Below are 13,966 nucleotides of genomic sequence, written 5' to 3'. Positions count from 1 at the left end.
GACTTCTAATGGACGTTGAGCTTCTTATATAAGAATGGGAAGTTGAACGCCCGTTAGAATGGGTTATTAACAACAATTAATAAACATATATTGATTAATTGTTATCTTTGTTTCTTATAGTTCATTGTAACTTATAAGATAAATACAGCTAGAAGGAGTGGGAACATGAAGAATTTTAAAATGGCACTATTAGCAATGGTACTAGTTGTGACTTCTGTACTATTTGCAGCTTGTTCTAACAAAGAAGAAGAAAAGAAAGCAGATGCAAAGACTGAAGAGCGCACTGTAAAACATGCAAAAGGGGAAATTAAAATTCCTGCAAACCCAAAGAAAATTGCTGACCTTAGTGGTTCAACAGAAGAATTATTAATTTTCGGTATGAAACCGGTTATTACTGCTAATACATCTCAAGAAAAAATTGATGCACATATTGAAAAGAAACTAAAAGATGTTAAACCAGTTGGTTCTGCTTGGGGCGATAAAATTAACATCGAAGCAGTAGCTGCTGCAAAACCAGATTTAATTCTTGTAAATAATCGTCAAGAAAAGATTTATGACCAATTATCTAAAATTGCACCAACAGTTATGTTAAACACTCCATTAGATCAATGGCGTCCAAAATTCGAAGAAGTAGGTCAAATCTTCGGTAAAGAAAAAGAAACAAAAGAATGGTTCAAAAAGTATGATGAAAAAGCAAGCAAATTACATGACAAAATCGTCGCTAAAACTGGTGAAGCAACATTTATGAAAATGGCTGCATATCCAAATGCTTTCCGCGTATATGGTGATTACGGTTACGGTAGCGTAATCTTTAATGATTTAAAACTACCAGCAGTTAAAGGTACACCAACTGATAAACCGTTAGTACAAGTACAAAAAGAAGCTTTAATCGATTACAACCCAGATTACTTATTCGTATTTACAACTGGTGACGGTTCTCAGCGCTTAAAAGAATTCCAAGAAGAATCAATTTGGAAAAACATGAACGCTGTTAAAAATAACCACGTATTTACAATTAAAAATGAAGACTTAAACAAAGGTTACTTCCCACTAGGGAAAGATATGATCTTAGACGAAGTTGCTGAATTCGTTTTAGGTAAATAATGTATAAAGGAAATCACTTTTACTTCGGTAAAGGTGATTTTTTCTTTTTATAAAGGGAATTAATATAGTCTTTCATTTCTTTCTGTTTCTCATTTCGTTTATAATATAAAGTAAGAATGTAGTAAAGAAAGGGGGATGTCGGAAAGTGGTATATTTAAACGACAAACTCAGCGAAACAAAAGTGTTTAAAGACCCAGTACATAAATATGTGCACGTGCGTGATCGTGTTATTTGGGATTTAATCGGAACGAAAGAATTTCAACGCTTGCGCCGTATTAAGCAGCTTGGAACGACATTTTTTACATTTCACGGTGCAGAGCATAGTCGCTTTACTCATTCGTTAGGTGTATACGAAATTATTCGTCGTATGATTGATGATGTGTTTGATGGCAGACCAAATTGGAATGCTGAAGATAGATTGTTATGTTTATGTGCGGCATTACTTCATGATGTCGGCCACGGCCCATTTTCTCACTCGTTTGAAAAAGTATTTTCATTAGATCATGAGAAATTTACGCAAAAGATTATCGTTGGCAATACGGAGATTAATGATGTATTAAGTCGTGTTGATAAGGAGTTTCCACAAAAGGTAGCAGATGTAATTGCAAAAACGTCTACTAATAAATTAGCGATTAGTATGATTTCGAGCCAAATTGATGCGGATCGTATGGATTATTTATTAAGAGATGCTTATTTTACAGGCGTAAAGTACGGAAACTTCGATATGGAACGTATACTGCGTGTAATGCGTCCGTATGGGAATCAAGTAGTCATTAAAAATAGTGGTATGCATGCTGTTGAGCATTACATTATGAGTCGTTATCAAATGTATTGGCAAGTATATTTCCACCCGGTAACGCGAAGTGCAGAAGTTATTTTAACGAAGATTTTACACCGTGCGAAATCACTGCACGAGAAGTATTATACATTTAAAAATCATCCTGTTCATTTCTATTCTTTATTTGAAGAAGAAGTAACAGTAGAGGATTATTTAAAGTTAGACGAGAACGTTATGTATTACTACTTCCAAGTATGGCAGGAAGAAGAAGATCCAATTTTAAGCGATTTATGCCGCCGTTTTATGAATCGAAATCTATTTAAATATGTAGAGTTTACAGATAAACACGGTTTAGATAATTGGATGGAATTAAGTAGTTTATTTAAAAAGATTGGACTTGATCCGGAGTATTATTTAGTAGTTGATTCAACATCAGACTTACCGTATGACTTTTATCGTGCAGGAGAAGAAGAAGAGCGTCTACCAATCCTACTTCTTATGCCAAACGGAGAGCTTAGAGAGCTTTCACGTGAGTCGGATATTGTTGAGGCGATTACAGGTAAGAAAAGAACGGATCAAAAGCTATTCTATCCACATGATTTAATCTATGAAGATGGAAGAAAAGGAAAATATAAAGAGAGAATTATTGAGTTGTTAGAAGGAAAGAAATAAGAAGCAGCTAATGGCTGCTTCTTATGAAAAAACTTGAAATTATTTGTCGCTTAAGCGTTTTCCGCCAACTGCATAATGGTTTTTAGACATTTCTTCGATGAAAACAACGATGTTTTCTTCAGGAGCACCAGTTGTTTCGCTTACTGCTGCTGTTACTTTCTCAGCAAGAGCTTTCTTTTGTTCTTCTGTGCGTCCTTCTAGCATTTTCACTGTTACGTATGGCATGTACAATCGCTCCTTTTATGTAAGTTACACTCTTATTATAGCGGATTATGGGGAAGAACAATCGAAAAAACAAATAATTTCTTTTTTTGACATATGGAAGAGGAGATGAAGCATGGATCAGTTATTTAGATACCCGTTGCACCAAATTCCTTTGGTAGCAATGGCCATTATTATCGCATTATCAGTTCATGAATTTGCACATGCATATGTAGCATATAAATTTGGAGACGATACAGCAAAGAGACAAGGCCGTTTGACTTTATCACCGATGGCACACTTAGATCCTATAGGTTTGATTGCAGTATTAATTCTTGGATTCGGTTGGGCAAGACCGGTTCCTGTTAACCCATATAACTTTAAAAGACCGCGTCTTGCAGGTATATTAGTTTCAATTGCAGGGCCGATTAGTAACTTAATTTTAAGCGCAATTGGTTTAATTATTTGGTATAGCTTATTAAAATTTGGTGTATTATACTCAATTCCATCTGCAGTGGCAGATACGTTAGCTCAATTTTTCCAGATTTTTATTATGCTGAATATCGTTTTACTTGTATTTAACTTATTACCGATCCCACCACTTGATGGGTATCGCGTAGTGGAAGATTTAGCACCAGCAAATATTCGCGCGAAAATGACACAGTATGAAAAATACGGGGCAATTGCGTTATTAATTCTCGTTATTACACCGCTTAGTAATTACACAATTCAACCTATTTTTCAGGTAGTTATTCCGCATGTATTTGTATTTTTAGATAGCGTCATTGCGCCTATTTTTGGCCTTTTATAATTTTTAAGTGAGGAGGATTTTACATATGACAGAGAAAAAGAAAAAAATCGGTTTTAATATCGTGAAAAATGATTCAACAGATGGACATGGTGGATTTGGTGTTGGAGCATTAAGCTTAGAAAACATTTCACCTGTATTTGTTGATGTACTAGAGAAGACTGCATTCGTTGATATCGGTGCGATGCATGCGCGTAGTACAGTAGAAAAAGGTATTAAGTTTTTAACAAATAAAGATGAGGTTCCAAACGGAAAACCGTTTTGGCTTGTTTGGGTAACGATTGAAAGAACTGCAACGGGTGCGTATTACGCAGGTGTAACAGCTTGTGAAATGACAGTTGACCGTGAGATTCGCCGCGGATATAAATCACTTCCAGAGCACGTAAATAAAATGGATAAATCATTGAAGCGTCACATTATGGTTGACCATATGGACGAGTCATCTAAAAAGGTACTTGGTACGTTCTTAAAAGAACATAATGAAGCGATTTGGAACGAATCTAGTGAAGAATTGCGCCGTGCATTATTAAGTGAATAAAAAATAGCTGACGGGTGCCCGTCAGCTATTTTTTTTACCAAGGAAGATATTTTTTCCACCAACTTGTTTTTTTCTTTTCTTCAGTCGTTTTTTCAAATTCTTCTTTATCATCGACGTGATCCATACAATATTCAGTCGGTTCGGTACCTTTAGCGAAATACATTTTCACAGAAATAGGACAATTTTTTGTAGCAATTTTACCGTTCTCTGGATTGATATTAACCGCTACGACGTCACTTGGTTGTTTAAATTCTTTTTTAGGCTGTCCATCTAAGCCCTTCTCCATCGTATCAGTCCATATTTTCTTCGCATACCCTTGTTCTGCTACGTTTGAAATAGATTTAGGTTGATCGTATCCGACCCATACACCTGTTACGATTTGCGGAGTAAATCCGATCATCCAACTATCCGTTTCAGTAGAACCAGATTTGCCGGCATATGTTCTTGATAGTTTGGATAACATCGATTGACCAGTTACAGCAGCATAGCTGCTTAGTTTCTTATTAAACATACCAGTCATCATTTCTTCCATTACAAACGCTTTGCTCTTGTCGAGAACTTGTTTACTCTCTAAATGAGCATCGTATAATATATTTCCTTCATGATCCATAATGCGGCGAATGAAAGTAGGTTTTACTTCTTTTCCACCGTTTGCGAACATGCTATAAGCGTTAACCATTTCAATTGGTTTTACTGGTGATGTACCGAGAGCTAGAGAAGGCACATCTTTTAATGCACTTGTAATTCCAAACTGTTTCGCTGTTTTTGCAAGCGCGTCATCGCCTAAAAACAAATTTGTTTTCACAGCATAAATGTTATCAGAGACTGCGAGAGCTTGTGCCATCGTTACGAAATCATCTGCATAATAATCTTTATAGTTCTTCGGTTTATACTTTGAAACGCCGTCACCTAAGGTGAATACAGTATATTCGCTTTTTAAGCGTGTAGCAGGCGTGAATCCTCGTTCTAATGCCGCATAATATAGAAATGGCTTAAATGTAGAACCAGGCTGACGAATGGCTTGTGTAGCCCTGTTAAATTGACTCGTAGTATAATCAGTTCCACCAACAAGAGCAGCCACTTCACCTGTCTTTGGATTCATAGAGACGAGAGCAGTTTGTATGTTTGTTGTGTCAGGTATGTGATCTTTTACAGCTTGTTCTGCTACAGCTTGTAGTTTAGGGTCTAGCGTTGTATAAATTCGCAAGCCACCCCGTTGTAAAGCTTGTTCGTCTAATCCAACATCACGAAGGAGCGAAGCTTGTACAGCATCTTGGAAATATGGTGCGACCTCTGCTACTTTTTTCGTATCTAATGAGGCAAAAGTTAGTGGCTCTTTCTTCGCTAAGGCTGCTTGTTGCTTCGTAATATATCCTTGCTTTACCATTTCATCTAATATGAGAGCTTGTCGTCCTTTCGCACGATCCTCTTTCAAAAAGGGAGAATAGACACTTGGCCCTTTCGGGATACCTGCGAGCATACTAGCTTCTGCTAATGTTAACTCTTTTGCCGTTTTATCGAAATATAGACGGGACGCAGCTTCGATGCCATAAGCGCCATGTCCGTAATAAATTGTATTTAAATATCCTTCTAAAATATGATTTTTATTATAATTCACCTCAAGGCGAATTGTGTACATTGCTTCTAATAGTTTACGTTTCCACGTTTTATCATGATCTAAGTAAAGGTTACGAGCATACTGTTGTGTAATCGTACTAGCACCTTGGACTTTTGCCATCGCTTTTAAATCGGCAACAATGGCACCAGCAATACGTTTCATATCAAAGCCATGATGTTTGTAGAATCGTTGATCTTCAATAGATAGTGTCGCCTCTTTTACATAAGGTGAAATTTCATTAAGAGATACATTGTAACGTTTTTGCATTTCATTACTTTGTCCTATAACAGTGTCATCATTTGCGTAAAAGACGCTTGTTTGCGGGACCGCAACAGGAGGAGGTCCCATAATTTTTGCAACTATAATAATAACAAAAAAAGAAAAAACGAAGAAAAGGACGCAAGAAAACATTGCGGTGAAGAAAAGACGTTTATATTTTTTAAGTTTTGGATTCATAGTTTGATCCATCTTTTTTCAGCCCCTCATTAATACAAGCGTTATTGTATTAGTATTGAGGGTTTTCGTTTATTTTAAACAATGAAATTTCGAAAATAAAAAAGCCCCTTCCATTAAGAAAGGAGCTCAAAGGCACGTGCTGGCCAATCGGTAATGATGACATCTACACCATAATCAATCATAGTTTGTAAATCTTTGTATTCATTAATTGTATATGGACGGAAAACATACCCTTGCTCTTGTGCTAACTGCACAAATTCTTTCGTTAATAACTGGAAGTTTGGATGTAATCCATTTGCTTCTCTATGTTTTGCTTCGGCAATTGGATCAGCAAGTGGTGTATCATATAAAATTGCTCTTGGGATTTCAGGAGCAATTTCTGCTAATAATGAAACAGAGTCATGGTTAAATGATGAAAATACAATTTGATTAGAAAGATGATATTCACGCACAAGTGCGACAGCTTTTTCCTCAATGTTTGGGTAATGAATAACATCTGTCTTTAATTCAATATTTAGTTGTAAGTTCGTTGTGGAAAGCCAAATGAAAACCTCGCGCAATGTTGGGATTTTTGCTTCATGGAAAGAAGGGTCTTTATAGCTACCAGCGTCCAATGATTGTAGTTCCTCCACCGTTTTTTCCGAAACAAGTCCAACGCCATTTGTTGTGCGATCGACGGTTTCATCGTGAATTACGACAAGTTCACCATCTTTTGATAAGTGGACATCGAGTTCAATTCCGTGAGCGCCAATGCGTTCTGCTTCTTGGAAGGCAATCATCGTATTTTCGGGATGTGTTCCTTTTACTCCGCGATGAGCGAAAATAAGTGGTTTAATCATGTGAAATTCTCCTTATTATCTCATTTCTTTCATTATGGAACTGCTTTAGGGAAAATACAATTGAATATGACAAACATTTACAAAAGTCTAACAGTTGCAGAAAAGTTAACGTTAACGTAAAATGTAATAATCAAGTGAAGGGAGGAATAAACATGTATAAAATTGATGAAGTAACAAAGCAAGTCGGTTTAACAAAACGTACACTTCGTTATTATGAGGAAATTGGTTTAATTCATCCCCCAGAACGTAGTGAGGGAAATATTCGTCTGTATACTGATGAGGATATTGCCAGAATTAAAAGAATTGTAGAAGCGAAAGAAGTGCTAGGAATCACACTTCAAGAAATGCAGCATTTCTTATCACTAAAAGAAAGAATGGAGCAAAGGAGAAATAGCGAGAACCCTCGTGATCGTGAAGTGATTCAAGAAATTAAAGATATGCTTGAAAAACAAGTGCAAACGTTAGACGAAAAAATGGAGCAAATGCAACGTGTAAAGGCAGAACTCGAAGATAGTTTACATCGTGCAGTAACATTTTTAGAGAGCACAAAAGGAGAGTAATCAAAATGGAGAGCAAACAAAAACTAGGGAGATTGATTACAGTGGTGGCTACCTTCCTTGCCTTTTCGGGTATAGGAGTAGTCGACCCAATTTTGCCAATTATTGCAGAGAAAATTGGTGCAACACATTGGCAAGTTGAAATGTTATTTACCGCTTATATTTTAACGATGGCAATCATGATGTTACCAGCTGGTATATTTGCATCGAGATTTGGTGATAAACGGATGATGACAATCGGTCTTGCGATTGTGACTGTATTTGCGTTTATATGTGGTATATCGCAAACGATTGCTCAATTATCTCTTTTCCGCGCTGGATGGGGATTAGGAAATGCGATGTTTTTTGCTACAGCAATGACGCTGTTAATAGCATTAAGTAAAGAAGTTCATGAAGCAGTAGGATTATACGAAGCAGCTATCGGTTTAGGCATGGCTGGCGGACCATTATTAGGCGGGATATTAGGTGGTCATTCTTGGCGTTATCCGTTTTTCGCGACGAGTATTTTAATTTTCTTAGCATTTATTTTAGTATTCTTTTTTGTAAAAGAACCAGAGCGAAAAGTGAAGCGTAAGGCTGCTGGCGTAGGGGAATTACTTAACCTGGTGAAGTATAAACCATTTATGCAAGGTGCCATTTCAGGGATGCTATACTACTACGGATTTTTTGTCGTGTTAGCATATTCACCACTTATTATGCATTTATCAGCTATTCAATTAGGTTTTGTATTTTGCGGATGGGGACTCGCGTTAGCTTACGGTTCTGCAATTTTAGCACATAAGCTAGAAGGGAAATATGAACCAAAAACATTATTGAAGGGTAGTTTACTTGTATTTGCGATTTTCTTAATTGCACTATTCTTTGTGAAAATTATGTGGTTACAAATTACTCTTATCGTTTTATCAGGATTGGCATCTGGTTTAAACAATGCATTATATACAAGTTATGTAATGGATATTTCACCTTATGAAAGATCTGTTACGTCAGGTGTTTATAACTTCGTTCGTTGGCTAGGGGGCGCAATTGCTCCGATTTTATCAGGAGTTATCGGTCATACTGTTTCACCACAAAGTCCATTTTTAGTAGGTGGAATTGTGGTATTAGTTGGTTGTATTATGATCCTAATTCCAATTCGTAAACCAGTAGAAATTGAGACAAAAGCCCTTTCTTAAGAAAGGGTTTTCTTTCCTTTTACGGTGCAAACCCTTTCTGCACATATGTTAGAACCCTCTGACTAAAATATATTTTCGGTATTTTTGTACTTTTAACTATACATTTTGGATGTTTTGTTTTATTTTTGTTAGGGGACATTAATGATGTCCCTATTATAAATTTGCATTGAAAGGCGTGATTGTACGATGGAACTATGGTTCACTGAAAAACAAACAAAACATTTTGGGATTACGGCGCGTATTAACCGCACATTACATACGGAGCAAACAGAATTCCAAAAACTTGATATGGTTGAAACGGAAGAGTTCGGAAACATGCTTATTTTAGATGGCATGGTTATGACGACAGAAAAAGATGAGTTCGTTTACCATGAAATGGTAGCGCACGTACCTTTATTTACACATCCAAACCCTGAAAACGTATTAGTTGTTGGTGGCGGTGATGGCGGTGTTATTCGTGAAGTGTTAAAACACCCAAGCGTAAAGAAAGCAACTCTTGTTGAAATCGATGGAAAAGTAATTGAGTACTCTAAACAATACTTACCATCAATTGCAGGCGCATTAGATAATGAGCGTGTAGAAGTGAAAGTAGGAGACGGTTTCCTACATATCGCAGAAAGCGAAAATGAATATGACGTAATTATGGTAGATTCTACTGAGCCAGTAGGACCAGCAGTAAACCTATTTACAAAAGGCTTCTATGCTGGAATTTCAAAAGCGTTAAAAGAAGATGGTATTTTCGTTGCTCAAACGGACAACCCGTGGTTTACACCAGAATTAATTACAACTGTGTTTAAAGATGTAAAAGAGATTTTCCCAATTACTCGTTTATACACAGCGAATATTCCAACTTATCCAAGTGGTCTTTGGACATTCACAATCGGATCTAAAAAACATGATCCATTAGAAGTAAGTGAAGAGCGTTTCCACGAAATCGAAACGAAATACTACACAAAAGAATTACACAATGCAGCATTCGCATTACCGAAATTTGTTGGCGATCTAATTAAGTAAGAGAATCGTATCGAACAAATAAAGTGTAAGTAGCTCATTTAAGGTGTTTGTCCAGAAGACTTGAACATGCTAGCTATTTACACTTCTGTAAAGAAAATTGTCTTCTTGTATGAAACAGAAGACCCGGTAAATCGAGAAAGAGGAGCAACTCGCTCCAAATTTGAGAAATAATGAAAGGTTGGGATACCTTAAGTTCCACATAAGGAGGAAAAGAATATGCGTTTTGATGAAGCTTATTCAGGTAAAGTATTTATTAAAAGTCATCCAAGTTTTGAAGAGTCAGAGGTAGTTATTTACGGGATGCCTATGGATTGGACAGTAAGTTACCGTCCAGGATCTCGCTTTGGCCCTGCACGTATTCGTGAAGTATCAATCGGTCTTGAAGAATATAGTCCGTATTTAGATCGTGAACTAGAAGAGGTAAAATATTTTGATGCGGGTGATATCCCATTACCATTCGGAAATGCACAACGCAGCTTAGACATGATTGAAGAATATGTATCAAAACTTTTAGATGCCGGTAAGTTTCCACTAGGTCTCGGCGGTGAGCACCTAGTGTCTTGGCCAATTTTTAAGGCAATGGCAAAAAAATATCCGGATTTAGTAATCATCCACATGGATGCTCATACTGATTTACGTGAATCGTATGAAGGGGAGCCTTTATCCCACTCTACACCAATTCGTAAAGTGTGTGATTTAATTGGTCCGGAAAACGTATATTCTTTCGGAATTCGTTCTGGAATGAAGGAAGAATTTGAATGGGCGAAAGAAGTGGGTATGAACTTATACAAGTTTGACGTATTAGAACCGTTAAAAGAAGTATTACCGAAACTTGCAGGACGCCCAGTCTATGTCACAATCGACATTGATGTATTAGACCCAGCTCACGCTCCAGGAACAGGAACGTTAGAAGCTGGCGGTATCACATCTAAAGAATTATTAGATTCCATCGTAGCAATTGCAAATTCAAATATAAATGTAGTTGGAGCAGACTTAGTAGAAGTAGCTCCAGTCTACGACCATAGTGATCAAACACCAGTCGCAGCAAGCAAATTCGTGCGGGAAATGCTGCTCGGTTGGGTGAAATAAAAGTGAAGCCGACTGTTTAGACCCGGTGGCTAAGGTTCTTTCCTGCAAAAGGTGCTTTTTACCTTTTGGCAGGGAAGGTTCTTAGACGCAATGGTCTAGGAGGCGTAACTGGATAGTAATAAAAGCGGAGGCAGCTCGCTCAGAATCGCAGGTCATTGGAACGCTCGATCGAGAAGCACTTTTGGCGCAGGCCGAGAGTGTGAAATGGCCAGAGATTCTAGCCGCTGCAGCTAGATAAAGTAAAAGCCCTCTATATGATTAGAGGGCTTTTATTTTGTCGTTATGTGTCGGTAAGTCGATATATTTAAAAAATCGCCGATATAATTTCATTTACCGTTATGCAACATAAAAAAGAGCTATTCTCAAATGATGGGAATAGCTCTTTTTCTTATGCAACTTTCTCTTCTGAAGCAATGCCGCGAATTTCATCAGCAGAGCGGATCGGATATTTACGGAAAACAATAGATCCGATGTATCCGACAATAGTGGTAACGATTCCGCATAGTACGGCAGCAATCGTTACTTTTATAACGTCATTAAATCCGAATAGGACAAGAAGACCTGGAATTGGTGATGCTGTTCCAGGTGCATTATTAACAAGCTGGAATAGCGATGTAATAATACCAGCAAGTGCACCGCCAACGAAATTTGTCATATAGATTGGAATTGGATTTGCTGAGACAACATCGGCTTGTGTTAAAGGCTCGATTGCTACAGCAATTGTATCTTTCTTTGAACAAATTTTTAATCGTTTAAAGAAAATAAAGTTCATCGGGGCTGAGGCTGCAACGGCCAGACTAGCAATTGCCATTGGTAAACCTGTTAATCCAAGCATTGCAGTTAGTGCCATAGAACTCAGTGGAGAGGTAGAAATAACTGTTATTAATCCACCAAGCATAATACCCATAATGATAGGACTTTCTGTAGTTGCAACTGAAATCATAGAACCGATTTTACCGAGTGTTGCGTTAACGAGCGGATCCATAAACATTGCCATTCCGCGTGAGATTGGTGCAGCGATAAATAGGATTGCTAAAAATTCCACACCAGCTGGTAATTTCTTTTCGAGAAATTTCACGACGAAGGCACAAACGTATCCAGCGAAAAATCCTGGTAAAATACCGAATCCACTAGTAGCGATACCAATTAAAACAGCGTATACGGGGGAAACACCGATTGCTAATGCGACTAAAATCGCTGCTGCGACACCGCTCATACTACCGGAAGCTTCTCCTACTGATTGTAAAAAGTCATTATGAAACATTTCTCCACCTATATAACGGTGAAATGCTTCAATAAGAAAACTTGCAATTGCTGCATTAGCTAAAGCGCCCATCGCCTTCATTCCGTAAGGCGCGCGGTAACTGAAAAGTGTAAATAGACAAAGTACAACGAGTAATAGTGCTAAACCTTGCAAGATAGCCATTTGAAAACTGTCTCCTTTGATTTTTGTAATAAAAATTCGTATCATTCAATAATAATATAAAAGTGTATGAAACGGAAAAATTTTTTCTTGGGAACTTGCTGTAAGAAAAAATCCCTTACAATAATGTAAGGAAAGTGTAAGACTTTTAGATAGAGTATAGTATGCTCTTTTCCGTATAATACAAGTATAGATATAATACTAGCGAGAAAGAAGTGCAAACAGGAGGTTCATGTATGAAATTGGTAATTAAAGTTTTAGCTGTATTCGCCATTATTCTAGGTGGAACAGCGTATTATTTAAACACAAAAACAGAAGGTGTACATGCTTTTGTAGACAACTTCTTTTCAAATAAAGAAATACAAGATTATTATGCGGTTGTAGATAAAGGTGAGAAAAAAGACGGTGAATATTTGTATACATTTAAAGGGTATACAGAGGACGGAAAGCAACAAATTATTAAAAGAATGGTAAATCGTGAATTGCATGCAGGTGCTTTTATAAAAATTTATGCAAAAGGTATGCAAGGAAAAGGATGGGCTGAAATAACGAAAGAGTCAATACCGCAAAAAGCGTTGGAAAAAATAGAAAAACCATAAAAGGAGCGACTCATTCGCTCCTTCTTTAGTGCGTTAAAATAGTGATAGATGTCTTTTCTTTGTTAGAAATAATTTTTGCACTTCCACCAATTGGGAAAGTGAAAATCGGAGTTGTATGCCCGAAACTTGCGTTTGCAATGATAGGAATATGTGCAAGTTCAGGTTTTGAAGCAATCATTTCTTGAATGTCTTCTATCGTACATTCTGCACCTTTTTGCATCTTTCCTATAACGATTCCCTTTATGTATTCAAAATCTTGCTGCTGCATAAGGGAATGTAAATAACGATCAAAAGTTTTAAGAGTAGATGTTCCAGTTAAACTATCTTCTTCAATAAATAAAATTTTGTCCTTTAAATTTGGTATATATGGTGTACCTTGCAGTAAGTTAAATGTGCTCATATTGCCACCGATAATATCTCCCGTAGCTTCTCCTTCATGAATTGAAACGTATCCTTCATTTTTAATAAATTCTCGATTTTCCTGATCTATATACCAAGAATCATCGCTCCACGTTTCAGCCGGAACGATTTCAATAGGCTCATTAGCGGTTAAGCATTGTAAAAAGTAATCGGCTGTATACTCGAGTCCTTTCTCCATTCCAAATGAAGAGAAATGGGGTCCTGAATATGTAACAAGTCCTGTTTTTGCGTAAATTGCATTATTTAAGGCAGTAATATCAGAATAACCACAGAAAAATTTCGGGTTTTCACGAATTAAATCGTAATCGAGATGTTTTAATAAACCATTTGAGTTGTATCCGCCAAGTGTAGTCAAAATAGCTTTTACATTAGGATCTCCAAATGCTTCATGGAGGTCTTGAATGCGGGAAGAAGTAGAAGAGGAAGCAAATCGATCTATCTCATCGGCATATTTTGAGAATGTAACTTGAAAGCCCATGTCAGTTAATCTTTTTATAGCAAGTTTTCTATTTTCATTTGAAACAATACTTAAACTACACGATGGGGAAATCACTCGTATTTCATCGCCTTTTATTAATTTTGTTGGTATCACTAAATTCACCTCTATAATTAAAAGAATATTTAGATTTAAAAAACATTTTATCATATGAAATAAAGTATAAGTGAATTATTTTTTGA

At 36.8% G+C, this 13,966-nt stretch carries 14 protein-coding genes; 9 read left to right on the top strand and 5 right to left on the bottom strand.

Features of this window, described 5'->3' with window-relative positions:
- The first annotated feature begins 165 nt into the window (after positions 1 to 165).
- Positions 166 to 1,104: an ABC transporter substrate-binding protein gene (locus AC0OM3_RS19765; RefSeq protein WP_000787724.1), complete on the top strand. Its 939-nt coding sequence runs from the start codon at positions 166 to 168 to the stop codon at positions 1,102 to 1,104.
- Between the two features lie 145 nt (positions 1,105 to 1,249).
- The gene (locus tag AC0OM3_RS19760; protein ID WP_000262742.1) at positions 1,250 to 2,554 is read left to right on the top strand and encodes an HD domain-containing protein; all 1,305 of its coding nucleotides are present in this window, start codon (positions 1,250 to 1,252) and stop codon (positions 2,552 to 2,554) included.
- Positions 2,555 to 2,593: 39 nt separating this feature from the next.
- Here the strand turns inward: AC0OM3_RS19760 and AC0OM3_RS19755 are convergent, their stop codons facing one another.
- Positions 2,594 to 2,779 (bottom strand): 2-hydroxymuconate tautomerase, encoded by a 186-nt coding sequence (locus AC0OM3_RS19755; protein WP_001147171.1) that lies wholly within the window; start codon positions 2,777 to 2,779, stop codon positions 2,594 to 2,596.
- Positions 2,780 to 2,891: 112 nt separating this feature from the next.
- Between AC0OM3_RS19755 and AC0OM3_RS19750 the strand changes: the two genes are divergently transcribed.
- Both AC0OM3_RS19750 and AC0OM3_RS19745 read left to right on the top strand, forming a co-directional pair.
- Positions 2,892 to 3,566, top strand: a complete 675-nt coding sequence (locus AC0OM3_RS19750; RefSeq protein WP_000372452.1) for a site-2 protease family protein — start codon at positions 2,892 to 2,894, stop codon at positions 3,564 to 3,566.
- A gap of 25 nt (positions 3,567 to 3,591) precedes the next feature.
- Complete coding sequence (locus tag AC0OM3_RS19745) at positions 3,592 to 4,101, top strand: YwhD family protein (protein WP_000136678.1); 510 nt, start codon at positions 3,592 to 3,594, stop codon at positions 4,099 to 4,101.
- 34 nt (positions 4,102 to 4,135) lie between these two features.
- Here AC0OM3_RS19745 and AC0OM3_RS19740 read toward each other — a convergent pair whose 3' ends face one another.
- Both AC0OM3_RS19740 and AC0OM3_RS19735 read right to left on the bottom strand, forming a co-directional pair.
- Positions 4,136 to 6,187: a transglycosylase domain-containing protein gene (locus tag AC0OM3_RS19740; RefSeq protein WP_000372968.1), complete on the bottom strand. Its 2,052-nt coding sequence runs from the start codon at positions 6,185 to 6,187 to the stop codon at positions 4,136 to 4,138.
- A gap of 101 nt (positions 6,188 to 6,288) precedes the next feature.
- Positions 6,289 to 7,014 carry a glycerophosphodiester phosphodiesterase gene (locus tag AC0OM3_RS19735; RefSeq protein ID WP_000595028.1) on the bottom strand — a complete coding sequence of 242 codons (726 nt, stop codon included), beginning with the start codon at positions 7,012 to 7,014 and terminating at the stop codon, positions 6,289 to 6,291.
- A 152-nt stretch (positions 7,015 to 7,166) separates the two neighbouring features.
- On the opposite strand from AC0OM3_RS19735, the gene AC0OM3_RS19730 reads away from it, so the two are divergent.
- The 4 genes from AC0OM3_RS19730 to speB all read left to right on the top strand — a co-directional run bounded on the left by AC0OM3_RS19730 (position 7,167) and on the right by speB (position 10,846).
- Positions 7,167 to 7,574 carry a MerR family transcriptional regulator gene (locus AC0OM3_RS19730; RefSeq protein WP_000276560.1) on the top strand — a complete coding sequence of 136 codons (408 nt, stop codon included), beginning with the start codon at positions 7,167 to 7,169 and terminating at the stop codon, positions 7,572 to 7,574.
- A gap of 5 nt (positions 7,575 to 7,579) precedes the next feature.
- On the top strand, positions 7,580 to 8,743 hold the full coding sequence (locus AC0OM3_RS19725; RefSeq protein ID WP_000444234.1) for an MFS transporter: 1,164 nt from the start codon (positions 7,580 to 7,582) through the stop codon (positions 8,741 to 8,743).
- Between the two features lie 186 nt (positions 8,744 to 8,929).
- Positions 8,930 to 9,757, top strand: a complete 828-nt coding sequence (speE, locus tag AC0OM3_RS19720) for a polyamine aminopropyltransferase (RefSeq protein WP_000424696.1) — start codon at positions 8,930 to 8,932, stop codon at positions 9,755 to 9,757.
- Positions 9,758 to 9,973: 216 nt separating this feature from the next.
- Positions 9,974 to 10,846: an agmatinase gene (speB, locus tag AC0OM3_RS19715; RefSeq protein WP_001209827.1), complete on the top strand. Its 873-nt coding sequence runs from the start codon at positions 9,974 to 9,976 to the stop codon at positions 10,844 to 10,846.
- 388 nt (positions 10,847 to 11,234) lie between these two features.
- Here speB and AC0OM3_RS19710 read toward each other — a convergent pair whose 3' ends face one another.
- Positions 11,235 to 12,272, bottom strand: a complete 1,038-nt coding sequence (locus AC0OM3_RS19710; RefSeq protein ID WP_474212771.1) for a PTS sugar transporter subunit IIC — start codon at positions 12,270 to 12,272, stop codon at positions 11,235 to 11,237.
- Between the two features lie 233 nt (positions 12,273 to 12,505).
- Between AC0OM3_RS19710 and AC0OM3_RS19705 the strand changes: the two genes are divergently transcribed.
- Entirely contained in the window at positions 12,506 to 12,868 is a 363-nt protein-coding gene (locus AC0OM3_RS19705; protein WP_000779931.1) for a YxeA family protein, read from the top strand.
- Positions 12,869 to 12,893: 25 nt separating this feature from the next.
- On the opposite strand, the gene AC0OM3_RS19700 is transcribed toward AC0OM3_RS19705, so the two are convergent.
- Positions 12,894 to 13,880 carry a S66 family peptidase gene (locus AC0OM3_RS19700; protein WP_074595000.1) on the bottom strand — a complete coding sequence of 329 codons (987 nt, stop codon included), beginning with the start codon at positions 13,878 to 13,880 and terminating at the stop codon, positions 12,894 to 12,896.
- Positions 13,881 to 13,966 lie beyond the last annotated feature (86 nt).

This window comes from Bacillus sp. FAU20, from assembly GCF_056033865.1.
This window is presented reverse-complemented; position numbering and strand designations above follow the sequence as displayed.